The 24,084-nt window shown below is 59.9% G+C and carries 22 protein-coding genes; 13 read left to right on the top strand and 9 right to left on the bottom strand.

What is annotated here, in order from left to right; genetic code table 11:
- Positions 1–5 precede the first annotated feature (5 nt).
- The 9 genes from ACVWYI_RS16190 (at position 6) to ACVWYI_RS16150 (ending at position 12,090) form a co-directional block, all read left to right on the top strand.
- Positions 6–1,319 (top strand): type VI secretion system protein TssA, encoded by a 1,314-nt coding sequence (locus ACVWYI_RS16190; RefSeq protein ID WP_354044572.1) that lies wholly within the window; start codon positions 6–8, stop codon positions 1,317–1,319.
- A gap of 127 nt (positions 1,320–1,446) precedes the next feature.
- Positions 1,447–1,974 carry a type VI secretion system contractile sheath small subunit gene (tssB, locus tag ACVWYI_RS16185; RefSeq protein ID WP_354043919.1) on the top strand — a complete coding sequence of 176 codons (528 nt, stop codon included), beginning with the start codon at positions 1,447–1,449 and terminating at the stop codon, positions 1,972–1,974.
- Positions 1,975–1,990: 16 nt separating this feature from the next.
- A complete protein-coding gene (gene tssC, locus ACVWYI_RS16180; protein WP_456662595.1) occupies positions 1,991–3,493 on the top strand; it encodes a type VI secretion system contractile sheath large subunit in 1,503 nt (500 codons plus the stop codon).
- 50 nt (positions 3,494–3,543) lie between these two features.
- A complete protein-coding gene (locus ACVWYI_RS16175; protein ID WP_247340886.1) occupies positions 3,544–4,029 on the top strand; it encodes an Hcp family type VI secretion system effector in 486 nt (161 codons plus the stop codon).
- Between the two features lie 225 nt (positions 4,030–4,254).
- On the top strand, positions 4,255–4,761 hold the full coding sequence (gene tssE / locus ACVWYI_RS16170) for a type VI secretion system baseplate subunit TssE (RefSeq protein ID WP_456662594.1): 507 nt from the start codon (positions 4,255–4,257) through the stop codon (positions 4,759–4,761).
- A gap of 1 nt (position 4,762) precedes the next feature.
- The gene (gene tssF / locus ACVWYI_RS16165) at positions 4,763–6,733 is read left to right on the top strand and encodes a type VI secretion system baseplate subunit TssF (protein WP_456662593.1); all 1,971 of its coding nucleotides are present in this window, start codon (positions 4,763–4,765) and stop codon (positions 6,731–6,733) included.
- The gene (gene tssG, locus ACVWYI_RS16160; RefSeq protein ID WP_456650501.1) at positions 6,697–7,761 is read left to right on the top strand and encodes a type VI secretion system baseplate subunit TssG; all 1,065 of its coding nucleotides are present in this window, start codon (positions 6,697–6,699) and stop codon (positions 7,759–7,761) included. Before tssF ends, tssG begins: the two co-directional genes overlap by 37 nt.
- Before the next feature lie 97 nt (positions 7,762–7,858).
- The gene (tssH, locus tag ACVWYI_RS16155) at positions 7,859–10,498 is read left to right on the top strand and encodes a type VI secretion system ATPase TssH (protein WP_456662592.1); all 2,640 of its coding nucleotides are present in this window, start codon (positions 7,859–7,861) and stop codon (positions 10,496–10,498) included.
- A gap of 5 nt (positions 10,499–10,503) precedes the next feature.
- Complete coding sequence (locus ACVWYI_RS16150) at positions 10,504–12,090, top strand: methyltransferase regulatory domain-containing protein (protein ID WP_456662591.1); 1,587 nt, start codon at positions 10,504–10,506, stop codon at positions 12,088–12,090.
- An 88-nt stretch (positions 12,091–12,178) separates the two neighbouring features.
- On the opposite strand, the gene ACVWYI_RS16145 is transcribed toward ACVWYI_RS16150, so the two are convergent.
- The gene (locus tag ACVWYI_RS16145; protein WP_354043939.1) at positions 12,179–12,808 is read right to left on the bottom strand and encodes a hypothetical protein; all 630 of its coding nucleotides are present in this window, start codon (positions 12,806–12,808) and stop codon (positions 12,179–12,181) included.
- A 256-nt stretch (positions 12,809–13,064) separates the two neighbouring features.
- On the opposite strand from ACVWYI_RS16145, the gene ACVWYI_RS16140 reads away from it, so the two are divergent.
- The 4 genes from ACVWYI_RS16140 (at position 13,065) to ACVWYI_RS16125 (ending at position 16,250) form a co-directional block, all read left to right on the top strand.
- Positions 13,065–13,883, top strand: coding sequence for a hypothetical protein (locus tag ACVWYI_RS16140; protein WP_456662590.1), 819 nt, complete (start codon positions 13,065–13,067; stop codon positions 13,881–13,883).
- Positions 13,884–14,095: 212 nt separating this feature from the next.
- Positions 14,096–14,644 carry a hypothetical protein gene (locus tag ACVWYI_RS16135; RefSeq protein ID WP_456662589.1) on the top strand — a complete coding sequence of 183 codons (549 nt, stop codon included), beginning with the start codon at positions 14,096–14,098 and terminating at the stop codon, positions 14,642–14,644.
- A 25-nt stretch (positions 14,645–14,669) separates the two neighbouring features.
- Positions 14,670–15,095: a hypothetical protein gene (locus tag ACVWYI_RS16130; protein ID WP_456662588.1), complete on the top strand. Its 426-nt coding sequence runs from the start codon at positions 14,670–14,672 to the stop codon at positions 15,093–15,095.
- 468 nt (positions 15,096–15,563) lie between these two features.
- Positions 15,564–16,250, top strand: a complete 687-nt coding sequence (locus ACVWYI_RS16125; protein WP_456662587.1) for a hypothetical protein — start codon at positions 15,564–15,566, stop codon at positions 16,248–16,250.
- A 49-nt stretch (positions 16,251–16,299) separates the two neighbouring features.
- Here the strand turns inward: ACVWYI_RS16125 and ACVWYI_RS16120 are convergent, their stop codons facing one another.
- The 8 genes from ACVWYI_RS16120 to ACVWYI_RS16085 form a co-directional block, all read right to left on the bottom strand.
- Positions 16,300–16,569: a hypothetical protein gene (locus tag ACVWYI_RS16120; RefSeq protein ID WP_456662586.1), complete on the bottom strand. Its 270-nt coding sequence runs from the start codon at positions 16,567–16,569 to the stop codon at positions 16,300–16,302.
- A gap of 391 nt (positions 16,570–16,960) precedes the next feature.
- The gene (locus tag ACVWYI_RS16115) at positions 16,961–17,596 is read right to left on the bottom strand and encodes a response regulator transcription factor (RefSeq protein WP_247444830.1); all 636 of its coding nucleotides are present in this window, start codon (positions 17,594–17,596) and stop codon (positions 16,961–16,963) included.
- A gap of 155 nt (positions 17,597–17,751) precedes the next feature.
- Entirely contained in the window at positions 17,752–18,369 is a 618-nt protein-coding gene (locus tag ACVWYI_RS16110) for a response regulator (RefSeq protein ID WP_247340904.1), read from the bottom strand.
- A gap of 111 nt (positions 18,370–18,480) precedes the next feature.
- Positions 18,481–19,212 carry a sensor histidine kinase gene (locus ACVWYI_RS16105; RefSeq protein WP_456662585.1) on the bottom strand — a complete coding sequence of 244 codons (732 nt, stop codon included), beginning with the start codon at positions 19,210–19,212 and terminating at the stop codon, positions 18,481–18,483.
- Between the two features lie 751 nt (positions 19,213–19,963).
- Complete coding sequence (locus ACVWYI_RS16100; RefSeq protein WP_456662584.1) at positions 19,964–20,707, bottom strand: outer membrane beta-barrel protein; 744 nt, start codon at positions 20,705–20,707, stop codon at positions 19,964–19,966.
- 279 nt (positions 20,708–20,986) lie between these two features.
- A complete protein-coding gene (locus tag ACVWYI_RS16095; RefSeq protein WP_247444833.1) occupies positions 20,987–21,169 on the bottom strand; it encodes a hypothetical protein in 183 nt (60 codons plus the stop codon).
- A 151-nt stretch (positions 21,170–21,320) separates the two neighbouring features.
- The gene (arcA, locus tag ACVWYI_RS16090; protein WP_247340908.1) at positions 21,321–22,568 is read right to left on the bottom strand and encodes an arginine deiminase; all 1,248 of its coding nucleotides are present in this window, start codon (positions 22,566–22,568) and stop codon (positions 21,321–21,323) included.
- A 23-nt stretch (positions 22,569–22,591) separates the two neighbouring features.
- Positions 22,592–24,025: a basic amino acid/polyamine antiporter gene (locus ACVWYI_RS16085; RefSeq protein WP_354105880.1), complete on the bottom strand. Its 1,434-nt coding sequence runs from the start codon at positions 24,023–24,025 to the stop codon at positions 22,592–22,594.
- Positions 24,026–24,084: the final 59 nt, after the last annotated feature.

Genomic DNA, 24,084 nt, shown 5'->3' with positions numbered 1-24,084 from the left:
CTCGCATGCTTGATGTCGCCTCCCTGACGCTGCCCATTACCGCTGACGATCCCTGCGGGCCGGATCTCGACGCCATCGGAGACGTCCAATATCTGAACTTCTTCGCAGGTGCGGAATCCCTGCTGCCAATGTCGTTCTTCGAGGTCGTCAATGCCAATGGGGAGCGTGGACGCTTCGATCCAAAGGCAGTCGATTTTGCCGGCCAATTTGCCGCCGCACAGCCCCTTCTGGCGCGTACCCGCGATCTGCGCCTAAACCTGCTGCTGGCCAAGTTTTCAATCCTCAACCGCGACCTCGACGGCTTTCTTTACTGCCTGAGGGCGACCAACTTGCTGCTGCGCGAGCAGTGGGAAGCGGTGCATCCGAAGGGCGAGGACGGCGACTACGCGCTTCGGGCCGTCACGGTCGAAGCAATCGACGTGTTTCCGACCGTGATCAACCCGCTCCAGTTCCTTCCCCTGATTGAGAACCGCAGACACGGCAACCTCAACTACCGTGCTTATCAAATCGCCCAGGGCGAAATTCCCGCCGGTGACGCCGACGCCGACGGGCTCGATCTCGCGACCATCGAGCGCATCGTCAGCGAGACCGATCTCGACACTCTCAAGGCAACAAGCGCGCGGTGCTCCGCGGTCGCTGCTGAAATCGCAGGCATCAAGGCGACCTGGCGTGAGAAGATGAACTCGGGGCAACCTATCAGCCTCGACAGGCTCTCCGGTTTGGTTAACGGCATGGCTGCCTGGCTTGCGAGTCTTGTCGCGTTGCGTGATCCCGCGGCGATTACCGCAACTGCGGAAGATGCCGGTTCCGTCGATATACAGGTGCCGCTGGACACCACCGGGATGTTGGCTTCATCTGCACAGGCGTCCGCAGCGCTCGGCGCAGCGGCCGCCTATTTTGCCCGAATGGAACCATCCAACCCGGCGCTGTTGCTGGTACGTCAAGCGCAGGAGATGGTCGGCAAATCATTTATTGAAGTGATGCGGATGCTGGTGCCGTCCCACGTGGAGAGCGCTGCGATCAACATCGGGCGGGACAAGGTCTTCGAGCTGCCGATCGAACGGATGGCGGAGCTCGCGATCTCGCTCTCATCGACGACCGATGAGAGCGCCCAAGATATTGTTTTTTCGGTGGAAAACAGAGCGCAGGCCTTGGGTCTGCTGACGAAGGTGGCGTCGTTTTTCCGAACCGCGGAGCCGTCCAGCCCGATCCCCTTTTTGGTCGATCGCGCGCGCGACCTTGCACAACGAGATTTCCTCAGCCTTTTGAATGATGTTTTACCTGAGGGAGCGCTTAAAACAATCGACAGATCGCGTTGAACCGAGCTTTCGGTCGAGGGCACTAATTGGACACAAGCATGTTTGCCGACCGCAGCAACTTGAAGCGCCCTAGTCAATCTGCGTCGCGCAAATTCGATGTTTAAAGCGATTTCGTAGTGAGGGAACCATGGCTACAGACAGCGGTCAAAAATTCATTCGACGAAACCGCGCACCGCGCGTGCACATCACATACGAAGATCCTTATGACGCCGAGCGACTTATAGAACTGCCGTTCGTCATGGGCGTCCTCTCCGACCTTTCCGGCAATAACCCTGGCGTCGAGAAGACGAAGGTCGAGGAGCGTAAATTCCTCGAGTTCGACATGGACAATTTCGACAGCCGCATGGCCGCAATCCAGCCCGGCGTGACGGCGCGCGTCGCCAATCGCCTCAGCGATGGATCCGACGAAAAGATCTCGGTCAACCTGCACTTCAACAAGATGGCAGACTTCACTCCGGTGGCAGTCGCCCGCCAGGTGCCGGCCACCGCCAAACTGCTCGAGGCGCGCGAACAACTCGCCAACCTGCTGCGCTACATGGATGGCAAGGTGGCTGCCGAGGACCAGCTAAAAAAACTTCTCGCCGATCCTCAACTGATGGCAGCGCTGCGGGAACGCGCGACAAGCCAGTCGACCGAACCTGGCACCGAGAGCTAAGGAAGGAATGGGGACCATGGCAAAAGAAGCTGTTCACAAAGAGAGCACTACCCACGTCAAAACCGTCGAAGCTGATGAGTTTGCCAGCCTGCTGAAGCAAAGCTTCAAACCGCGCACTGAACGTGCTGCAACCGAAGTCGAAAACGCCGTATCCACGCTCGTTCAAGAGGCGTTGAAGGATACGAGCGTCATCAAGTCGGACGTCCTCGATACCATCGAGGAGATGATCGCGCGGATCGACCAGAAACTGACCGCGCAAATGAACGAGATTCTTCATACACCTGAGTTCCAGGCAATCGAAAGTGCGTGGCGCGGCCTCCACTACCTCGTCTTCAATTCCGAGACCGACGCCAACCTGAAGATCCGGGTGATGAACGTCTCCAAGAACGAGCTGTATCGGAATCTGCGGCTTTATCCCGATGCACGCTGGGACCAGAGCCCCCTTTTCAAGCAGATCTATGAGTATGAATTCGGCCAGCTGGGTGGCGAGCCTTTCGGCTGCCTGATCGGCGATTATTATTTCAGTCACCTCCCTACCGATGTACAACTGCTCCGCGATCTCAGCAAGATCGCCGGCGCCGCACACGCCCCCTTCTTCAGCGGCGCCGAGCCGACGCTGATGGGAATGGACTCTTGGACCGAGCTGTCCAACCCTCGCGACATCGGCAAGGTGTTCGACACGCCGGAATATGCCGCATGGAAGGGACTGCGCGATCAGGACGACTCGCGCTATCTCGGCCTGTGCATGCCGCGCGCGCTCGGCCGCCTCCCCTACGGCGCGAAATCGGAGCCCGTGGAAGAGTTCGCCTTCGAAGAGGAGACGGACGGACACACCGGCGACAAATACGGCTGGATCAACGCCGCCTACGCAATGGCGGTCAACATCAACCGCGCCTTCAAGGAGTTTGGCTGGTGCACGCGCATCCGCGGTGTGCAGTCCGGCGGCGAAGTTATCAACCTGCCGACGCACACATTCCCGACCGATGACGGCGGCGTCGACCTGAAATGCCCGACCGAAATCGCCATCAGTGATCGCCGCGAGCACGAACTTGCAAAGGCGGGCCTCATCCCGCTGATCCATCGCAAGAACACCGACAAGGCCGCCTTCATCGGCGCCCAGTCACTCTACAAGCCGAAGAAGTACTTCGGCGAAAAGGGCGTGGATGCCACCGCGTCCGACAACCTGTCGTCACGACTACCTTACATGTTCGCAGTGTCCCGCTTTGCGCACTATCTGAAGTGCATGGTTCGCGACAAGATCGGATCCATGAAGGAGAAGGATGAGCTGACGATCTGGCTGCAAACCTGGATCAACGAATACGTTGATGCCAACCCAGCCCTCTCGTCAGAAGCTCAGAAAGCGCGCAAGCCACTGGCCGCTGCGAAGGTTGAAGTCATCGCAAACGAGGAGAATCCGGGATATTACAACGCGCGCTTCTTTCTTCGTCCACACTTTCAGTTGGAGGCGATGGACGTCGGCCTCAGCCTGGTTTCACGCCTACCCGGCCCCGGTTCCTGACGCCGCAACATCGCAACCGTAACCACGCAGAAATTTGAGAGGACTATGCTATGGCTGTCGACATCTTCTTGAAACTCGACCCGATCAAGGGCGAGTCGCTGGACGACAAGCACAAGGACGAAATCGATATTTTGAGCTGGTCTTTCGGCGAGAGCCAGTCAGGCACTTTCCACAGCGGTTCGGGCGGCGGCGCCGGCAAGGTCAGCATCCAGGATCTGCACTTCACGCACTTCGTCGACAAGGCCACGCCGGAGCTTTTCAAAGTCTGTGCGAACGGCAAGCACATTGATACGGCGATTCTCACGGTCCGCAAGGCGGGTGAAAATCCGCTGGAGTATCTCAAGATCGAGATGAAGCACATTCTGGTCTCGAGTGTATCGACGGGCGGATCGCACGGCGAAGATCGCCTCACCGAAAACGTGAGTCTGAATTTCGCGAAGGTCAAGATGACGTACAAGACCCAGACGGAAAAAGGCGGCGCTGGAGCGGCGCCGGTGTTTGGCTGGGACGTTCCCGCCAACAAGGAATGGGCCTGATTGTCGGCTTCTGCTTGGCGCCGGTTGCGATTAGCGCGAACCGGCGCCGCACGGTGCGATTGCGGTTGACGTCTCGGCGGGAGCGGTCGCGAGCCCGACCGCCTGCCGAGGCGACATCATCATGGAGACCAGCTGATGCTCCCGCGAAAGGGCATAGCGAGCCTGGCGTCTTGGGGACGGTAAATGACCATTACTCCAAAGAGGGATCGTCTCTCTCCCCCGCTAATGCTGGCCTTTCGCTTGGCTCATGAAGCTCGCGATGCGCGCAAGAAGCTCAATTTGCGCGATGAATTCGGTGAACGGGTCATTGCCGGGCGGCGTAGCGCAGGCCGCTTTCCGATCTCGGAAACGCTGTTGCGGCGGGAGGTCTCTCATGATCTTGAAACACTTCTCAATACCATTGCTCTGGAATCGACCCTGGATCTGAGCGACCGGGATTGCGTCCGGACATCAATCCTGAACTACGGCTTCCCCGATATCGCCCACCGCTCGATCGACGAGGTTACGGACGACGAACTCACCGACGCGTTGCGCGAGACGCTAGCGACCTACGAGCCCAGACTGGATCGCAAGACGATCCGGGTTCGTCGCGACGGCTCGGTCGGTCCTGAGCAGCTGAAGCTGCGCTTCATCGTTCACGCCGACCTCAAAGCTGAGCCGCTCAACGTCCCCGTGGAATTTGTCGCCGACGTCGACCTCGACAGCGGCGACATCCAGATCAATCGACTTTAGCATGAATCGCGAATTCCTCGATTTCTACAATCGTGAACTGTCATTGCTGTACGAGCAGGCGGGAGATTTCGCCGAAGAATATCCAGGTATCGCAGAGCGCCTCGGCGGCCTGATCCGGGACCGCTCGGACCCGATGATCACGGGACTGCTGGAAGGCGCTGCGTTTCTTGCCGCCCGCGTTCAGCTCAAGCTCAAGCACGAGTTCCCGGAATTCACTGCAAACCTGCTCGAGCAACTGGTACCGAACTATCTTGCGCCGACACCTTCGGCCATGCTGGTCACCGCACGGCCACCATATGCCGACCCGGCACTGCGCGACGGCAGGAAGATCGCGCCCCGCGGCGCCTATTTCGACGCGACCTATCGCGAGAGAGAACGAAGTCTTTCCTGCCGGTTTCGACTATGCCGCGACATCGTGCTCTGGCCATTTGACGTCACAAGCGCCGAGTATTTCTCGACGGCGGGCGCTCTGCAGGCGCTCGGTATCCCGGTCGGCAGTGATGTCATCGCGGGGCTGAGGCTATCGTTGACCCATCGTAGTGCGGCCCGGCTCGACGAGGAGCCGCCGGACGCAGAGGCCCGGACCAAGCCGGAAACCTGGTTCGCAGGCTGCCGCGTGAGCGAGCTTCCGATCTACCTGTCCGGTGCGGAATCCGACGCCATCGCGCTTTACGAGCAATTGATCTCGAATTGCAGGGGGGTCTACTTCCGGCATCTCGACGACTTCGGCGATCCGGTGGTGACTCGTGCCCCCCATGACAGCGTGCAGCAAATTGGCTTCGACGAGAACGAGTCTCTGTTTCCTAACGACAACCAGATCTTTCGTGGCTCGGAGCTGCTGCGTGAATATTTCATGTTTCCACGCAAGTTCCTCGGCATTAACCTCACCGGACTTCGCAGCGTGATGTCACGGCTGCGCAGCAAATCGATCGATATTGTCTTCGCATTCGATGAACATAATTCACGGTTGGCCGCCTCGGTGCGCCCCGAGACGTTCAGGCTCTATACCGCGCCGGCGATCAATCTGTTCGAGAAGACGAGTGATCGCATTCCGGTCAAGTCGAATACGCACGAGTACCATGTGGTGCCAGATCGCAGCCGCTATCTGGAATACGAACCGCACCAGGTGCTCGAAGTCTACGCGCACCTTCCGGCAGAGAAGGATAAGCGGCCCGTGCGCCCGCTATATTCGGCCGCCGTCGACCGGACCAGCGGGTCGGTCGACGGGCTTTATTTTACCGTCCGCCGCTTACCTCGGCGCCGCACAGTGGAAGAAAAGACATACGGTTCTTCCTCCGACTACACCGGGACGGACATGTTCCTGTCACTGCTCGAGCCCGGTGAATTGAGCGGCAAAGGCTCTGTCGCCGAACTGAGCGTTCGGGCTCTCTGCTCCAATCGCCATCTCACGGAGCACTTGCCGGTCGGCCAGGGCGGCGCCGATTTTCGCCTGCTGGACGACACATCCCTTGATCTGATGTGCGTCGCCGGTCCCACGCCGCCGCGCGAGCCGGTGGTGGCCCAATTGCGCAGCCGCAGCGAAATCGCCAACAGCGGGATTGTCAGCTGGCGGCTGATCAACATGCTCAGCCTCAACTATCTTGGCCTCGTCGAGCGCGGTGGCGGCAAGAACGCCGCAGCGCTGCGCGAGATGCTGTCCTTGTTCGCCGACCAATTCGACGACGCCACGGAACGCAAGATCCGCGGCGTGCGCAGCATAGAAAGCCGCCCCGTGGTGCGGCGCGTGCGTGAGCGCACTGGCAGCGGCGCAGCACGGGGCCTGGAGATTACCGTCACGCTCGACGAGAAAGCATTTGAGGGCAGCGGCGTATTTTTGCTCGGGGCGGTGCTGGAACGCTTCTTCGCCGACTATTCCGGCTTCAACACCTTCACCCAGACGGTCATCTCGACGCCGGAGCGCGGCGAGATCATGCGATGGCCGCCGCGCATGGGCACGCGGAGACCGCTATGACGCTGATCGACCAGATGAAGGCCGAGCCATGGCGTTTCGATTTCTTCCATACGTTACGCCAGTTCGAGCGCGCCAACCCGGATCGACCGCGGATCGGTGACAGTGCCGCGCGCCGCGACGAATATATCGAACTCGGCCAAGTGCCTTATCTGGAGTTCCCCGCCTCGAACCTCGCGGCAGTGGACGACCAGAGTGGCCGGCTCAGGATACTCGTTAAATTTCTCGGCCTCCTGGGCCCGCAGGGCGCCCTGCCCATTGCCACCACCGATGAAAGTCTCAGCTGGTGGCTGATGCGTGATGACGCCTTCCCGCGCTTTCTCGATCTCCTCAACGGACGCTTCCTGCAACTCTTCTTTCGTGCCTGGGCCGATGCGCGCCCGATCGCGCAGCATGACCGCCCCGCGGAGGATCGCTTCATCGCCTATGTCGGCTCCTTCGCCGGCTTGGGCTCCGCTGTTTTCGCCGATCGCGATACGGTACCTGACATGGCGAAGCTCAGCTTCGCTGGACTGGTGGCGCCCAGGGCGAAGTGTGCATCACGGTTGACTCGGTTCCTGCAAGGACTGTTCGAGGTCAAAGTCGAGATCGACGAATTCGTCGGCACCTGGCTCTCATTCGACCCAAGTCACTGCAGCCGGCTCGGCGGAACGCATGCGAGGCTCGGTCAGGACGCCCTTCTGGGTTCGCGCGTGTTCAGCGTCGAGGACAAGATCAGAGTTCGGGTCTTTGTCAGAACATTTGCTCAGTACGAACAATTCCTGCCGACCGAAACACCCAACCTGTCGGAGCCACTGGCCGACGCCGTTTTCTTCTATATCGGCGACGAATTGGAATGGGAGGTCGAGCTCGCCATTCCTGCGGGAGAGGTTGTACCGGTCAGGCTCGGACAAAGTGGTCGACTTGGATGGACCTCCTGGGTCTCACCGAACTGGGCCTCCACGGAAGAATATCGCCGCGATGCCCGCTTTCAGCTCGGCGAGCGATTGAGAGCCCGCCGGAGCGCCGCAGCCAATGCCGCGGCGATTTGAACCTATCCATCGCGCTGATCGCCTAATGCTATGGAATTTGAAGCAATTTCCGCGTGATGGCAAGCATCCGCGGAGGAATTGAGCAGGAGGAGCCGCCGTGACCGACATCAGCATTGAAGCTGTAACGGGCAAGCTGAACCGGGCCGGCTATGATGCCTTCATACAGGCCCTGCGCCACGCAAAGAGCGCCGGCAATCGCAACGTCGAGCTTGCGCACTGGCTGTTTCATATTCTGCAGCAGGAGCGCAACGATCTCAGCCTCTCGGTCGATCACTACAAGCTCGACCGCGCGCGCTTATTGTCAGACCTTGCCGGCGTGATCAGCGGCTTTTCTAAGAACGAGACCGACATGCCGGGCGTCGCCAATTCGGTCATCGATCTGCTCGATCGCGGCTGGCACTATGCCACGCTCTTCTTTGGCGAGACCCAAATCCGCACCGGTCATCTGCTTGTGGCAGGCCTGAAATCGAACGATATTCGTCGCACGCTGAACAACCTCTCGCGGGAATTTGCCAAGATCAACGTCGACGCACTGGCGGCGGAATGCCGCGCTGTCTGGACCGGCTCCGACGAGGAGACCATGCGGCCGATGGACGGTTCGGGCCTGGTTGGCGCCGGCACGGAAGGCGCGGCCCAAGCGGGTCGGAAGGGCACGACGCCGCTCGACCGGTTCTCCCAGGACCTCACCGCCAAGGCCAAATCGGGCGAAATGGATCCGATTCTTGGCCGAGACGAAGAAATCCGCCAACTGATCGACGTGTTGATGCGTCGGCGGCAGAACAATCCAATTCTCACCGGCGAGGCTGGCGTCGGCAAGACCGCAGTTGTCGAAGGCTTCGCGCAGCGCATTGCCGCGGGCGACGTGCCGCCACCGCTGCGCAATGTAAGGCTCTGCGCACTCGACATCGGCCTGATGCAAGCCGGCGCCTCCATGAAGGGCGAGTTCGAGCAGCGCTTGCGGTCGGTGATCGACGAGGTCCAGAGCTCACCTACCCCCATCATCATGTTCATCGATGAGGCCCACACACTGATCGGCGCCGGCGGCGCGGCCGGCACCGGCGATGCGGCCAATCTCCTGAAACCTCCCCTCGCCCGTGGCACGCTGCGCACAATCGCCGCCACTACATGGGCGGAATATCGCCAGTACATCGAGAAGGATCCCGCGCTTACACGACGTTTCCAGCCGATCCAGATCGACGAACCTGATGTGGAGACCTGCTGCATCATGCTGCGCGGACTTCTCGGTCCGATGGAAAAGCACCACGGTGTTCGCATTTCGGATGCTGCGATCGTCGCAGCGGTCAACCTGTCCCACCGCTACATTCCTTCGCGGCAGTTGCCGGACAAGGCGGTCAGCCTGCTTGACACCGCCTCGGCACGCGTGGCCATCAGCCAGAGCGCGACGCCGGCCCTGATCGAGGATGCACGCGTTGCGATTGCCGCTCGTGAAGCTGAGAGATCAGCACTCGTCAGCGACAGCGACCTTGGGGTAGATGACAACGAGCGCATTGTCGCGATCGCCAACGACATCGCCGCACTGAAAGACAAGCTGACGAGCCTCGATGCCGATTGGGCGGTCGAGCAGGAGCTCTTCAAGGACATCCGCAGCATTCGTGAAATCCTGTCCGGGCCCAAGGAAGGCGAAGATCCGGCTGCCAGGCGCGCGGAGCTGCGCAGCAAGTTCGACACACTTGAGACTATCAATCCGGAAAAGCGAATGGTCTATGCCCATGTAGATCAGCAGTCGGTGGCGTCCGTTGTCTCTGATTGGACCGGCATCCCGGTCGGCCGGATGATGCGCGACGAGATCGAAACCGTGCTGAAGCTACCGGAGATCCTCAACCGCCGCGTCGTCGGCCAGTCCCATGGGCTGACGATGATCGCCAAGCGAATTGAGACCAGCCGCGCCAAGCTGGACAACCCGTCGAAACCGATCGGCGTGTTCATGCTGGCTGGCCCGTCCGGTGTGGGCAAGACCGAAACCGCCCTGGCGCTTGCCGAGACTCTTTATGGCGGCGAGCAAAACATGATTACGATCAACATGTCAGAGTTCCAGGAAGCGCACACCGTCTCGACCTTGAAAGGCGCACCTCCCGGCTATGTCGGCTATGGCGAAGGTGGGCGCCTCACCGAGGCCGTCCGGCGCAAGCCCTATAGCGTCATTCTGCTCGACGAGGTGGAGAAAGCTCATCCCGACGTCCATGAAATCTTCTTTCAGGTATTCGACAAAGGAACCATGGAGGACGGCAACGGGCGGCGGATCGACTTCAAGAACACTTTGATCATCCTTACCACAAACGTCGGCACCGATCTGATCATGGGCCTATCACGCGATCCAAAGTATCGCGACGAGCCGGAAGAGCTCGCCAGGATGTTAAGGCCGGAGTTGCTGAAGGTGTTCCCAGCGGCGCTGCTCGGACGCATCGTCTCGATACCGTACTTCCCGCTGTCGGACGAGATGCTGTCCGGGATCGTGCGTTTGCAACTCGACCGCATCGGACGGCGCCTTCGCGACAATCATAACGCGACCTTCGGTTATGACGACGCGGTCGTCGAGCACATTGTGTCGCGTTGCAACGACCCGGACTCCGGTGGGCGAATGATTGACAACATCATCACCAACACCCTGCTCCCCGAGCTGTCGCGCGAATTCCTCAGCAAGTCGCTCGCCAAGGAAGAGGTGAAGGAAGCACGCGTCTCGATCGAGAACGACAAGTTCGCATATTCGTGGAATTGAGCACGATGAACATTCAAGCCGAGCATCTTCACCCGAACATCGGTCCAACGCCATACGACGAGGTCTACTACCCGGGTCATGTTTATGGGCTTACTCATCCCAACCATCTTGCTACCATGGCCGCCGTTTACGGCATGCAGCCGGCGCCGGTCGAGCGTTGCCGGGTGCTGGAGCTTGGCTGCGGCGTCGGCGGCAACCTGTTGCCGGTGGCCTTTCAATACCCGAACAGCGAATTCGTCGGTGTCGACCTGAGCGGCGTGACGATCGAGCGCGGCCAGCAAAATGTCGCTACATTGGGCCTGGAGAACATCAAGCTTCTCCACTGCGACATCATGAATGTCGATGCAAGCTTCGGACGGTTCGACTACATCATCGCGCACGGCGTTTATTCCTGGGTGCCACCGGCAGTGCGCGAGAAGATGATGATGGTCTTCAAGCAGAACCTGGCTCCGCGCGGGGTCTGCTACGTCAGCTACAACGCGCACCCATTCTCGCATCTTCGCGACATGGTCCGCGACATGATGCGGTATCACACCCGCCGCCTCACCGGCATGGAGGAGAAGGTAGGACAGGCCCGCGCGATCCTGAAGTTCCTGAGCGACGGCTCCAAGGCCGACTCGGTGCACGGCGCGGTTATGCGCGACCAGTACAACCGCGTCCTCAAGTCGCCCGACGAACTTTTATTTCACGACGATCTCGATGATGGCGCCGAGGCCTTCCTGCTGCATGAGGTCGCCGAAGACGCAAGCCGCCATGGCCTGCAATACCTGGGCGACGCTGATTTTTCACGACGCTATCTTGCCGGCTATTCCGAGGAGGTTCGCGCAGCGCTGCAGCGCTTCCCGGAAAGCGAGTTCATGGCGCGCGATCAATATCAGGACTTCATCGACGGCAACGGTTTTCGGCGCACCTTGCTCTGCCACAACAGCATTTCGCTATCCCGCCAGATCGACCTCGATTTCGTTACCCGGTTCCATTTGCTGAGCACGACCAACCCGGTCCATTCCGACTCCTGCGTGACAGACGATTCCGCGATGGAATTCGAGAACCAGGACGGCAGCAGGGTCACGCTAATCAATCCGCTCTTGAAGGCCGCGTATCTATGTCTCGGCCGAGCTTGGCCGCGGGCATTATCATTTAACGAGTTGCTCGATGGCGCCCGCGCGCTGCTGGGCAACCGGCAGGCATATGATGACCAAAAGGTGTTGACTGAGGCGATGTTCATCCTGGCTTGCAGCGGCGAGGTTTCGTTCCTGCTGTCGCGTCCCTTTTTGTTGAAGGAAGCTACGGAGCATCCGCAGGCCAGCCTGCTCGCGCGAAGACAAGCGCAAACAGGTCCGCTGGTCACCAATCTCCTCCACCAAACAGTGCAGTTGGAGGACGACCGGACCAGGGATTTCCTGCAATTGCTCGACGGTGCGCGGACCATCGACCAGATCACGGCCGAAATGACCGAAAAATTCGGCCCTACCATCCGGATAGGCCAGAAGGATGGAGCCGGGCAGCCAGCCGAGCCGTTACTGCTGTCAATGCGAGAAAGCGTTCAACGCTCGCTTGCGATGGTCGGCAAGCTGGGCCTGCTGGTCGCGTGACGCGCTCAAGTGCACGGCTCCGTTGGCGATGAACGGCAGGAGTTGGAAGCTCCTGCCGTTTCCTGAAACGGATGCGGTCCCCGGCACTCTAGCCGTCGTGGGTATATTGCTGGCCGAGGAGCCATCCCGTGAGAATACCGCCGGGGCCGCTGGTATAGACCGGATCAAAGCCAACACCTGCGCGCAGCATTTTCCATTCATGCTCCCCGACCCAGGGAATCCCGGGATCGCCCTTCTGATACTGGGACAGCAGTGTTCGGGCGACTTCTGCGGCATTGGCGTAGATCGGCCCGTTGGCCCAGCGAGGGCGGGGCAGGCCAGTCATGCGGCAATAGAGCGCCGTGCAGACATAGGCAGACGCCTCTTCCGCATTGGCATCAAGGCCGGTACGCAACAGATCGTATGCCGCGTGCAGGCTCTCGTGGACGATATAGGCTGCGTCCAGCCGGCCCGTCGCCGACACGACCTCAAGCGTATTAGCCGCAACCGCTGTGCCGTCGGCTCGGGTTCGCGCGACATCGTTATATTGCGCAGCAACACCCGCTGCGAGATCGGTCGGAACCGCGACTGTGACCTGCCCCAACCGGATCGCCCGGGCAACGTGATGAAACGTTTGCGGCGCAATCGTCACGTGGCTGCCGCGGATCGGAAACCGGAAGCGCATGCGTGCGACCGCCGGGCCATTGAGCACGTCTAATACCCTGCTCCGCAGTGACATTGATCGTCCTCACTGTTCACACTACCCCACGGATGGTGGTCGCCGTTTCCGATCGGCAGGTTCAAACACTGCGCTGGCGCGACATGACTTCGCATGACCTGGGCCGGGCGCGAGCTTCATCGAATGCGCCGGCATTGAACCCGAACCCGTTCGGGCGAGACTAATCTGAGGCGAGGATTGCCGCGGAAGGCGCCCCATGACGACGACCGATCCGACGACGACCGACACTTACCGGAAGATCGCGGCACGGCTGACCATGTTTCGGCCGCAGATCGATTTGACAAAGTATTTTGCGGGGCCCAACCCGGATGTGCGGCTCTACGACGAAAAGCCCTACATCCGACACCAACTCGAGAAGTATGGTGTCGCGGCTGCGACGAACACACTCGATGGCGTCACCTTCCTGCCGAAGCACTGGCGAGATCTGACCAAGAAGCTGCGTATCGCCAAGACGCCGGAAGGATTCGACGCCTTCGCCGAAGGCCAAAGTGCCGAGAAGCCATCGCACTGGGCTCTTGACCTGTCGATGGCCGCCACAATCGGCAAGGGATTTCGGGAGATCTGGCGTCCAAAGCTCTCCGACAGGCCACTCTCAACGCGCGATCTTCCGGGGCGGCACGGTTTCGGGCTTGGACGCGATCGCGGACAGTGGGGCGACGCCTACAGCTCGCAATTCGGCAAGGACCCGCAGCCACAAGACATCACCTCGCTACATTTCGCGGTGGCACCCGATCGGGTAAACGTTCACATCGACGAAACGGGCTTCGCGTTCGAGGGTGTAGGTGGTGCACTGACGGTGGGCCCAAACTTTTTGCATCACGCCGGCAATGAACTGTTCTGGAAGAGCAACAAGCATATACCGCAATGGGCGGCAGAGCATATCGACCTGATTCTGCCGAACAGCGCGAACGACTTTTCGCGCCTGGGCATTTCGGTCGACATGTACCAGCGCAAAGATTTGCGTGTCACGGTCACCGGCTCCTGCGGAATTTTCGGCGGTTTCGAGTGCTCGGGAACCGTGAGCATCAGCGGAACGCATGATCTGCTCGGTTCGAGCTCAAAGGGCCGGCGCTAAAGCGGATATTGCTCATTCGACATTGCTCCTTGTCTACGCCTTCATGCTACGAATGAGGCTCCTCGATTTGCCACTGCCAGTTCGCGCATCGAATGAATGGAACCATCGAACCGACTCGAGGTAGTGGCGACCAATAGATATTGGTTGCGAGAACGCATAGTTCCGCAGGAATCAGCAGGGGAGGCTTTACATTGCCGAACCAGGAAAGGCCCTTGAAGCCTGTCGTCGAAAGCTATGTACCGCCAGCAGGAATCCGGCATGCCGTGACGGCGGGCGAGACTTGGATATCCCTCGCCAAGCGGATCGGCATCGATCCCTGGGACCTCATCGAGTTCAACTTTCCGGGCATCAAGCTCGTCAAACAGCGCGATTTCCAACAAGCCACACGACAGGTGAACTGGTACCTGGCCGAGTATGTAGGCTGCCGCACGATGTCGCGCGACCGCCAGAATTTTGCGTTCTCTTCCGGTACGACCGGCGGGAAAGGTGGGTGGCGAGGGGGATTCATCTATCTGCCGCCAGGTACGCCGCCTCCCCCGCCGATTGCGCCGACTCCACCGGTTGCGCCCACCCCAGCGGCTCCGACCCCGCCGGCATGTGAAGGAAGCCGACCGGACTTCGCGCGCGTGCTGGACGTCAGCGAGCGGAATTTCGCGCGCAACGTCTTTGGCCCGACGCTGCCGCCGTGGGAGACAATTGCGATTACCAATGGCCTGCGGAGCAGGCGGAAGACCGTGGACGAACGATGGGCCGTTCTTTAGGGGAAGCAATCCCATGGTGCCAAGCATGCGGTATGCCATCAATCTTGGCAATGTCGCGTTCAGTAACATGGCATCGCCTAACCCCACCTTCGGCCTCTTGTGCGACGATTTCGGTCGCATCTGCGACCTCTTCGTGCACGAAATGACCCACGTGTGGCAGGCGTTCAACGATTCAAATTGGACGATGGCGCGCTCCTTCTGGGCGCAGACAGTCGGTGCCGGCTACAAGTACACGCCGGGCGATTCCTGGGACTCATACAACGTCGAGCAACAGGCACACATCGTTGAAGATTGGCACAAGTACAAGATCAGTTATCCGATGCTTGCCGAGGAACGCTATCCGTACGTCCGGCTCGTGATCCGCTCTGGACGCCTCACTTTTCCTCGCGGGCTGGATCTGGTGGCGTTGAAAAAGGACCTTCAAGATCTGCGCGCAAGGCACCTGGACTAGAAATCTCGGTCACTTCTTGCACCACAAGCGAAACATGCCCGGGAGTGGACACCATAGCCGAAGTGGTATTTTGCTTTCCAGTGGCATGGAAAGCTTGTCCTTGGACAAGCAACTCGTCACCAACTTCAACGCATGGTGAGAGCACTCGTTCTCGGCATCCCTTCAGCACGTTGAGGCTGCGGTCAGCGCCGGCACTTCGTTGAATTCCGAACGCCTGTTTAAGAGCCTGCGCTATCTGCGACAATGTCGGCTTGGACCGCAATATCGGACGCCTGCGCTGCGGTTGAGAGCCAGAACCGGGCTTGCCGCATCCCCAAAAACTGCGCTGGCACCGCGTGAGGTTCCGCCTACGAAATTGAACCGTCATCAATCGAGCGGGGACTAACCTTTCAGCGCGGCTGGGTCTGACCGCAAGTGAGAAAAGGCCGCGAATCCGCAGCAGCCGAATACCTCATATGGAACGTCTCCATGTCCGACACCCATACACGCGAGCCCTCGTGGAAAACCGATTTGATCTGGCACTATTTCCACGCCGTCAGTACGGCGGCCAAGGTGCCCACCTATCGCAAATTCTACAGCAACCAAGACCCGAGCGACGAATTGGACAACCGCCATCGCGTCTATGAAATGCTGGTGGATGAGCCGCTGCACACCCATCCCACGCTGTCGACGACCTCGACGGACGAGTCGATGGAAAACTACAAGAAGAGCAAGCTGCCATGGAACCAGAACAATGGCGGCTTCCTCAAAGCGGTGAACAATGAATATTGGTGCGGTTCGATCCTCAAGATCGTGTTCGTCCGCTACATGGGCTGGAAAATGGCCGAACCGACAGCGCGCGACCAAGTGAGCGTGGGAAGGGATCCCAGCAAAGCGGTGGATTGGACAATCAAGAATCTCGAAAACAAGATGCCGGTACGGGCGTCCCTCGGCGGCGCCCATTATGTCGGCATCGTCGGCCACCGCACTACGGGGGCCGACAACAAGGTCACCGAGTTTCTGTGCCTCGACCCATGGGCCTATGGCATCGACGGCGGCAATCAGGCCATGAAATATGCCGGTACGTCGACCGCCTTTCTCGGGATCAGCAAACGCGACGGTGCCACATGGACCTATAGCAACAAGGCCGTCGCCTTCGTCGAACGGCCATCCTAGGAAATTATGGCAGCGAGTTGCCATCATGCTCGCTCGGCGCCGAGCTGTTTTAGTCGTCTACGAAATAGGATGTTTCTGAAAAATCGCGCTGATCCAGCGGTATCGTATCGCCAAAGATCTTGTCCGCGAAGCCCGCGAAAAACCGGTAAGCGCGCGCCGCAAAATGCATCTGGCCGTGCGTCTCCCGGATGATCTCCTTGGTCGGAGTTCTCCATGATCGCCATGCGCTCAGTCTACGCGTCGAGCAGGTCGGCGCACGCCCCTCTGGAGAGCCTCGTTCCTGCTCTAACCGATCGGAATAGCTGGCGAGAGCGCTCATTTCTCCGGAGGACGCAGCGGGCCGTCCGCCCACTTGCGCGCTGCAGGATCACGCAGCGGGTCGTCGTCGCATTTGGCGCAGACGTAGCGCAGCCGTCCCTCCGCTGCATCGTCCGGCAAACCCTTCATTGGCCTGCCGCAGCCAGGGCAAGCCTTTCGGACCGCATAGCGCCGTGCCATCATTGTTTTATTTTCCCCGCAAGGGCACTCTAGTCCCGCAATGATGGCGAACTCAACCGGATCGCGGAAACTTGTCCGGCTGGGGGACCTTAAATGCGTCTGCGCCGGCCGCCCGGTCCGGATCCTCGGAATTCGCTGCCAGCATGCGCGTGTGCTTCGACGAGACGACGAAAACTAGCCTCGGAGCGCAGGGTCGGTCGCTGTCGTCGCACTCATGGCGCGACCAGTTTCTTCCGAATCGCATAGCGAACAAGCTCCGCCGTCGATGACATCCCGAGCTTGCGCATCGCCGCGGCACGATGGGTCTCGATGGTTTTCACACTCAATTTCAAGATGGCGCTGATCGATTTGTTGGTATGCCCCTCCGCAATGAGCTGGACCACGCTCTGCTCCCGCGAGGTGAGCAGTACGCCCGACTTGTTCTGCTTGTTGAGTTGGAAGTCCCGCAGAAGCTTTTCCAGCAACACGCCAGTGAAGTACGGCCTGCGATCAAGCAAGGCGTCTATCGCGGATATCAGGTGTTCTCGGGCATCAGACTTGAACAGGAAGCCGCGAACGCCGGCCAGAATGGCCTCCGTCAACAGTTCCTCGCTGTCATGCATCGTCAGGATCAACACCTCCGTTCGCATATGCATAGCGCTGAGGCGGCGACTCACTTCGAGTCCATTCATGAACGGCATCGAGTAATCGGCGATCAGGACGTCCGCACGCGTTTCGATCGCCAAAGCCAGGGCCTGCTCGCCGTCGCAAGCCTCGCCGCCGACGACCCAATCAGAGCGCATTTGGACGATCGCGCGCAGCCCCGACCGTACAACCTCATGATCATCGGCAATGACGATGCGCTTCACGACGGGCGCTCCCGTATGTCGACCCAGAACCTATCGGGCAATCAACGGAGATGACTGGCAGCCAAGTCGGCTGACTGTATCGACCCTCTTCCGGAAAGTTATCCCACAAAACCCTGAGATCGGGTCGCGGATGTCCCGATCGCCGGAATGCTCCATCACTCGTCGACCAGTTTGGCTCTAACCGCGTATCGGACCAGACCGGCTGTCGAGTTCACATCGAGCTTCCGCATCGCGGCGGCCCGGTGAGCTTCTGTGGTCTTCACACTGAGGTTCAAGATGGCACTGATGCCCTTGTTGCTGTATCCGTCGGCAACGAGCTTGACGACCAGTTGCTCGCGGGGCGTCAGCCTCGCCTCATCGAGCGGTGCGCAATCCATATGGTCAACCCCGCTTCCAACGCCGAACGACTTGTGAACCAGGAGTGAATCGACAGCCGCAAGCAGCAGCTTGTTCGCCTCCGACTTCGACAAGAAGGCCCGCGCACCGGCCTGATAGGCCTGCTGCGCCAGCAGGCTAGAGCTGTGAACGGTGAAGATCAGGACCTCGGTGGGGAGCGAGCACTCCCTGATCCGCCGGGTCACCTCAACTCCGGTCATGCGCGGCATGGAGAAATCCAGAATGGCGACATGCGGCCTGCTCTCGATCGCGGCGGCAACTGCCTTTCTGCCGTCGCTCACCTCCGCCACGACCTCCCAATCGGCACGTTGCCCAAGCACCGCTCGGATACCTGAACGGACAGCCTCATGATCATCGGCGATCAGGATACGTTTCATGCAAAGTGCTCCTGCTTCGATCGCCGCCGCTTCGAGTACCGCAAGCCGATGGCCGTATCGGAGCGCGACGGTCGCCCGACGGATCTCGTCCTTGGAGATGCGCGTCGGCTCTCATGACTGCAACAACAAGCGCCGCTTGTGCCGCTTCGCCTCGTTGCGAACCGGGATAACCGCGTACAACGTGGTCCCGGAGCTTTCCGGATCGGATCGAATCTCGAGGCTGCCGCCAAGGCGCGCGAGCCTCTCCCTCATGGCGGGAATGCCGACACCCATCGACGTCGTTCCGCCGCCTCGTTCAGCGCGGTGAGCCGCGAAGCCGCGTCCATTGTCGCTGATGGTCAGTCGAAACTGCCCGCGGGTTGCCTGGACGAGGATTTTGACCTCCGTCGCGCTCGCGTGCCGGAATATGTTCGCGAGTCCTTCCTGAACGATCCGCAGCAATGCCCTTTGGCTGTCGTATGGCAGCCCGTCCACTCCAGCGTCGACGACGCTCCGGGCGCGCAAGGCGGTGCGCGCAGCAAAGCCGCGGACATAGCACTCGATCGTCGCCTTCAGTCCTTCCTCCATCACGTCCTGTGGATGCAGCAAATATGTAAGCGAGCGGATATCCCTCAGAGCGCGGTCGATCGATGCATCAACGTCGTCGCAAAGCCTATCGACGCCGTTTGCTCCGCCGACGCAGGCGCGGATTCGCATCAACCCAAGACTTGCCGCGACCAAATATTGACAAGTCGAATCATGAAGTTCCGAGGCAATCCGCTGCTGAATACCCTCCTGTATGGAAGCCAAATCACGACCGGTTGGGTTATCCGGCTGTTCTTCAGAAGACTCAAGAACGCTCATCCGGTGTCGACCGAGGCGCTTCGCGGTTCCATGTGGCTTCAACAGGCTCGCAGGAAGGCTGCACGGCTTCATTGGACGCATCCAGCTTTTAAGTCCGTCCTGGACATCGACTGTCGCCAATCGACGACCTAGATAATGACCCGTTCAACATGTCCCATGAGGGCCGCAATTCGACGCGCACCCCTAAGGGAATGACGTGCACTATCATACCTCCTGGTTTTCCATACAACCAAGGGGTTAATTCATAATACTTCAAAACCTGCGCATGACTGACATGAGTTTTCGTCCGGTATATGCAGTTTGTGCCAATCGCTGGAACCAACGCGATAAAATGAGACAATGACTGCTAAAATTCTTCGTCGCGCATCCGGACACGACCGAACGTCACCTTACGGTCCAGACCATCAGGGACGAGCTTTATGGAAATGCAGGGTGGCGTCGTTTCTGGCACATCGCCAGATGCCCGAACTACCGCACGACGACGTCCTATCGACCGCTATCTTTGGCTGAGCCCGACTTCTTCTTCGTCCGAGAGACCGGAGGAGTTTGCGGGGCCGGTACTATCACCAGTGGATGAGCGGGAACTCGCAGGCGATTCTGCCCGATGTCATCCCGGAGCGCGTCGGTATCCATGCGCTGGCTCCGCTCGACGGAATCACGGGGGTCCGCCAACGCGGCGGTTGCCGCCGTCATTCCGAAAACCGTCCACAGCAGGACGAAGAGTCGTCTCGTTGACATTTCGTATTCTTTCTCAGAAGGCGAAGTCGAGCCGCGGACCGATCCGAAGATCCCTGTAGTGCCGAATCGGAACGTTGGACGTCCGGGCCTCGTACAGCACCGTGGTCGTGAGCGACAGATTGCTCGCGAAATTATACTTCAGACCGATATCCGCCGAATAGAGCTGGTCCTGCCGTCCTGAATTCAATCCATCGGTGAACCAATAGGCTTCGAACAGAGGCGAGCTCACGACCGACCATTTGGAGTCGAGCTGCACTTCGATTCCGAGAACGGCATCGAAGCGCCAGCGGCGCGCTTCCGCAAGATCGGAAAACCGGTAGGTCAGCAGCAACAATGGCGACAGGGTGACGTTGTTGATACGAAAGTCGCGGGCCACCGATCCCATCACGTCGTTCGAGGTAAACGCGAGGCCGCGGTAGACGCCGTCGAAGTCGTAACGATTTTCGTAGATCGCCGAGAACCGCCAGCCATTCCAGTTCTCGGTCAATCGTCCTCCCAAGCGGGCGATTGCGGCATTCCCGTCCTTCTCCGTTGCGAATGCCTCATACTGCGCGCGGGCATAGAGGCGATAGGACAGGTCGTTCGTCAGGTATCCGTCCAGTCTGGCGCTGATATCGGGCTCGTAATAACCATCCGACTTGCGGGCGTCGCGCGTGAACAGAGCGTTGTCGGTAAACATCGACGACACGGAACCGACCACACTCCACGAAGGCAGCGGCAGTGCCGGCGGATCCGCCCTGAACTCTTTCAGGTCCACGTCCGCGGCCACTGCAGCAGTGGCACCCAAGGCTCCAACCAGCTGCAGAAGAACTCCAGATACACGCATCTGAACCTCGAGACTGTCGGCCCCGCCTTCCCCAACGACGCGACCATAGGCCCCGCAGTAGTTGTGTCAAGCGACGCCGACAACGCACGACCCTTTCGCGGAATGTTGTTACTGCCTGACCACACAATCTCGGATCACACAAGCTCGGAGACTGCCGAAAGAAACGTGCACATCGCTTCCTAAACCGCGCCACCGTAGACCGGCGCAGATTCATTCTGGGAGAGGTCCATCTCCGAGCATCAATGAAGCAAGCCATCCGACTGCCAGACAGATCGCGAGGATGACGATGCCGATGATCAGTGAGCGGCGCCCGGCCTTAAACAGCGCCTGCGTGGGGTCGAGCGTGTGAAACAGCTGCAAGGAAGGCGAGAGCCTCGTGACGATCCTGCCCATTGCGGGCTCGGGGCCGTCGATGCAAGCTCCTGCATGTGCCGAGGCCGCTGAACGGCCGCGAGGCCGGCCGAGCTTCCCGAACTCACGGCCTCCGATGCCTTGGGCTTCGCCCAGGCTTCATCCTGGCTTCACCCGCCAGGGTGCCTCTGCGCTAGTAGTCCACGGCGTCACGGATGATCGGGCACGTCATGCAGTGGCCGCCACCGCGACCACGGCCCAGTTCCGCCCCGACGATGGTGATGACCTCGATACCTTCTTTGCGCAGCAGTGTGTTGGTGTAGGTGTTTCGATCGTACGCGTACACCACGCCTGGCGACGCACAGACGAGGTTGGCGCCGCTGTCCCATTGCGTGCGCTCGCGCTGATAATCGCTTCCTCCCGCCTCGACCACACGAAGCTTCTTAAGACCCAGCGCTTCCTCGACGACACTGACGAATGGCTTGTTCTCGGGGTGCAACTCGACGCCACTCGGTTGGTCGCTCGGGCGATAGGAGTAGGCGCGGGTCTGATTGATGAAGTCGGGCGCGGTCAGTACGCAGTCGCGGTCGGCGAAGGTGAACACAGTGTCGAGATGCATGGCTGCGCGGATCTTGGGCATCGCCGCGACGATCACGCGTTCGGCCGCCTTCTTCGCAAACAGCGTCGCCGCGAGTTGGCTGATCGCCTGACGGGATGTACGTTCGCTCATCCCGATCAGCACGACTCCTTTGCCGATCGGCATCACGTCGCCGCCCTCCAGAGTAGCCAGCCCATGGTCGTGCGTGGGGTCGCCCCACCAGACATTGACCTTGCCGGCGAAATCAGGATGGAACTTGTAGATCGCGGTTGTGAGGATCGTTTCCTCGTGTCTGGCCGGCCAATAAAGCGAGTTGAGCGTCACGCCTCCATAGATCCAGCAGGTGGTGTCGCGCGTGTACAGCGTGTTCGGCAGCGGCGGCAGCAGGTACTCGGTGGCACCCGCCGCCTCCTTGACCATCTTGATCGCCTGGCCGCCATGCTCTTCAGGAAAGTCATGAGTCGACAGGCCACCGATCAAGGTTTCCGCAAGCGCGCGATTGTCGAGGCCGGAAAGGTAGCTCCTCAATTCGTCGATGAAGCCGAGCCCGACCTGATTGGGCACGACCTGATTGTCGAGTATCCACTTTTTACCCTCCGGTACCGCCACCGTTTCGGCCAGAAGGTTGTGCATTTCCACCACATCGACGCCCCGGTCGCGCATCTTGGTGACGAAGTCGAAATGGTCACGCTTGGCGTTCTCCACCCAGAGAACATCATCGAACAGCAACTGATCGCAGTTCGACGGCGTGAGCCGCTGATGCGCCCGACCTGGCGAGCACACCATCACCTTCCGGAGCTGACCGACCTCCGAATGAACGCCGAAGGCTGAGGAATTCGCCATTGGTGGCTCCTTTCGTACTGGGGCTAGATGCTGATATAGCCGGTAGCGAGGCCATGGATACCGACGACACATCCGATCACCGCCACCGCGAACAAGACCCATTCGGCCGGCGTGAAGAGCTGTTTGCCCTGTTCTTTCCGCGTGATGTAGTACAGGATCGTGCCGGGGGCGTAGATGATGAAGCCGAGCAGCAGGAACTTCGTCCCGCCGGCGAACAACAGGAATATCGTGTAGATCGTCGCCAGAACCGCAATGATGGTGTCCTTGCGGAGGTCGCGCGGGTCCTTTTCGTAAGTCTCTCTGCGAAAAACCAGCATCAACGCAAAGGCCGCTGACAGAAAGTACGGAATCAACGAGAGGTGGCTGCAGAGCGACAGCGCGAAGGTGAAGGCGTCGTCTGAGAACAGCGTGGCGACGAGCACCACTTGAATCAGCAGCGTGGTCATCAGCAGCGCCGATGACGGCACTTGATTGGCGTTCTCTCGTGCCAGGAACGCCGGCATGTCCAGTTTTTTGGCGGCCACCGAAAGCACCTCGGCAGCCATCATCGTCCACGCCAGATAAGCGCCGAGAACCGAGACGATCACGCCGGCCCCGATCAACACCGCTCCCCAATGGCCGACCGCGGCCTCGAGCACGCCACCGACAGAGGGCTGGCGAAGCTGCGCGATCTCCGCGCGTGGCAGGACGCCGTAGGCCAATATCGACACCGACGCGAACAGCGCCAGCACGCCGAGAAATCCCGTGACGGTAGCGACACCCACGTCCTCGCGCTTCTCCGCGAAGCGCGAATAGTTGCTCGCACCCTCGATGCCCAGGAACACGAAGACGGTCACCAGCATCGTCGCCTTGACCTGCTCGAACAGGTTACCATAGTCGCCCGCCGCGCCGCCCCAGAGGTTGTCCACGAACACGGACGGCTTGAGGAAGAAGATCGACAACACCACGAACAACAGCAGCGGAATGATCTTGGCGACCGTGACGATGGCGTTGATTCCGGCTGCTTCCTTCACGCCGCGCAGCACCAGAAAATGGAATGCCCATATCCCGACCGAGGAGATCAGGACTGCGGTCAAGGTATTGCCCTGGCCCAAAGCGGGAAAGAATGCGCCGAGCGTCGACTTGATCAAGATCCAGTAAGACACGTTGCCGACGCAGGCGCTGGCCCAGTAGCCGAACGCCGAAAAGAAGCCGACATACGGCCCGAATCCCGCCCGCGCATAGGCGTAGACACCGGCATCGAGATCCGGCTTGCGGTTGGCCAACGTCTGAAACACGAAGCAGAGCATCAGCATGCCGGCACCAGCAATGGCCCAGGCGATAAGGGCCCCGTAGATGCCCGTCGCCTGCGCGAAGTTGCGCGGTATCGAGAACACGCCGGCACCGACCATGCCGCCGACCACCATGGCTGTCAGGGTCCGCAGCGGCAATCTTTGGACGTCCTTATTGGTGGTCATTAGAAGCGTCCCGATTATCTGTCGTCACAGATGCACCCATCATGGAGCGGAAAAACATA

The organism is Bradyrhizobium sp. LB13.1, from assembly GCF_054056815.1.
This window is presented reverse-complemented; position numbering and strand designations above follow the sequence as displayed.

What these genes read in the sequence shown, in the direction of transcription:
- ACVWYI_RS16130 (WP_456662588.1), top strand. Translation starts at nt 14,670, where the DNA reads ATGCGGTATGCCATCAATCTTGGCAATGTCGCGTTCAGTAACATGGCA.
- ACVWYI_RS16190 (WP_354044572.1), top strand. Translation starts at nt 6, where the DNA reads ATGCTTGATGTCGCCTCCCTGACGCTGCCCATTACCGCTGACGATCCC.
- tssE (WP_456662594.1), top strand. Translation starts at nt 4,255, where the DNA reads ATGCTGGCCTTTCGCTTGGCTCATGAAGCTCGCGATGCGCGCAAGAAG.
- ACVWYI_RS16105 (WP_456662585.1), bottom strand. Translation starts at nt 19,212, where the DNA reads ATGAGCGTTCTTGAGTCTTCTGAAGAACAGCCGGATAACCCAACCGGT.
- ACVWYI_RS16110 (WP_247340904.1), bottom strand. Translation starts at nt 18,369, where the DNA reads ATGAAACGTATCCTGATCGCCGATGATCATGAGGCTGTCCGTTCAGGT.
- arcA (WP_247340908.1), bottom strand. Translation starts at nt 22,568, where the DNA reads ATGGCGAATTCCTCAGCCTTCGGCGTTCATTCGGAGGTCGGTCAGCTC.
- ACVWYI_RS16120 (WP_456662586.1), bottom strand. Translation starts at nt 16,569, where the DNA reads ATGAGCGCTCTCGCCAGCTATTCCGATCGGTTAGAGCAGGAACGAGGC.
- ACVWYI_RS16140 (WP_456662590.1), top strand. Translation starts at nt 13,065, where the DNA reads ATGTTTCGGCCGCAGATCGATTTGACAAAGTATTTTGCGGGGCCCAAC.
- tssC (WP_456662595.1), top strand. Translation starts at nt 1,991, where the DNA reads ATGGCAAAAGAAGCTGTTCACAAAGAGAGCACTACCCACGTCAAAACC.
- ACVWYI_RS16095 (WP_247444833.1), bottom strand. Translation starts at nt 21,169, where the DNA reads ATGGGCAGGATCGTCACGAGGCTCTCGCCTTCCTTGCAGCTGTTTCAC.
- ACVWYI_RS16085 (WP_354105880.1), bottom strand. Translation starts at nt 24,025, where the DNA reads ATGACCACCAATAAGGACGTCCAAAGATTGCCGCTGCGGACCCTGACA.
- ACVWYI_RS16150 (WP_456662591.1), top strand. Translation starts at nt 10,504, where the DNA reads ATGAACATTCAAGCCGAGCATCTTCACCCGAACATCGGTCCAACGCCA.
- ACVWYI_RS16145 (WP_354043939.1), bottom strand. Translation starts at nt 12,808, where the DNA reads ATGTCACTGCGGAGCAGGGTATTAGACGTGCTCAATGGCCCGGCGGTC.
- ACVWYI_RS16125 (WP_456662587.1), top strand. Translation starts at nt 15,564, where the DNA reads ATGTCCGACACCCATACACGCGAGCCCTCGTGGAAAACCGATTTGATC.
- ACVWYI_RS16175 (WP_247340886.1), top strand. Translation starts at nt 3,544, where the DNA reads ATGGCTGTCGACATCTTCTTGAAACTCGACCCGATCAAGGGCGAGTCG.
- tssG (WP_456650501.1), top strand. Translation starts at nt 6,697, where the DNA reads ATGGCCGCCGCGCATGGGCACGCGGAGACCGCTATGACGCTGATCGAC.
- tssB (WP_354043919.1), top strand. Translation starts at nt 1,447, where the DNA reads ATGGCTACAGACAGCGGTCAAAAATTCATTCGACGAAACCGCGCACCG.
- tssF (WP_456662593.1), top strand. Translation starts at nt 4,763, where the DNA reads ATGAATCGCGAATTCCTCGATTTCTACAATCGTGAACTGTCATTGCTG.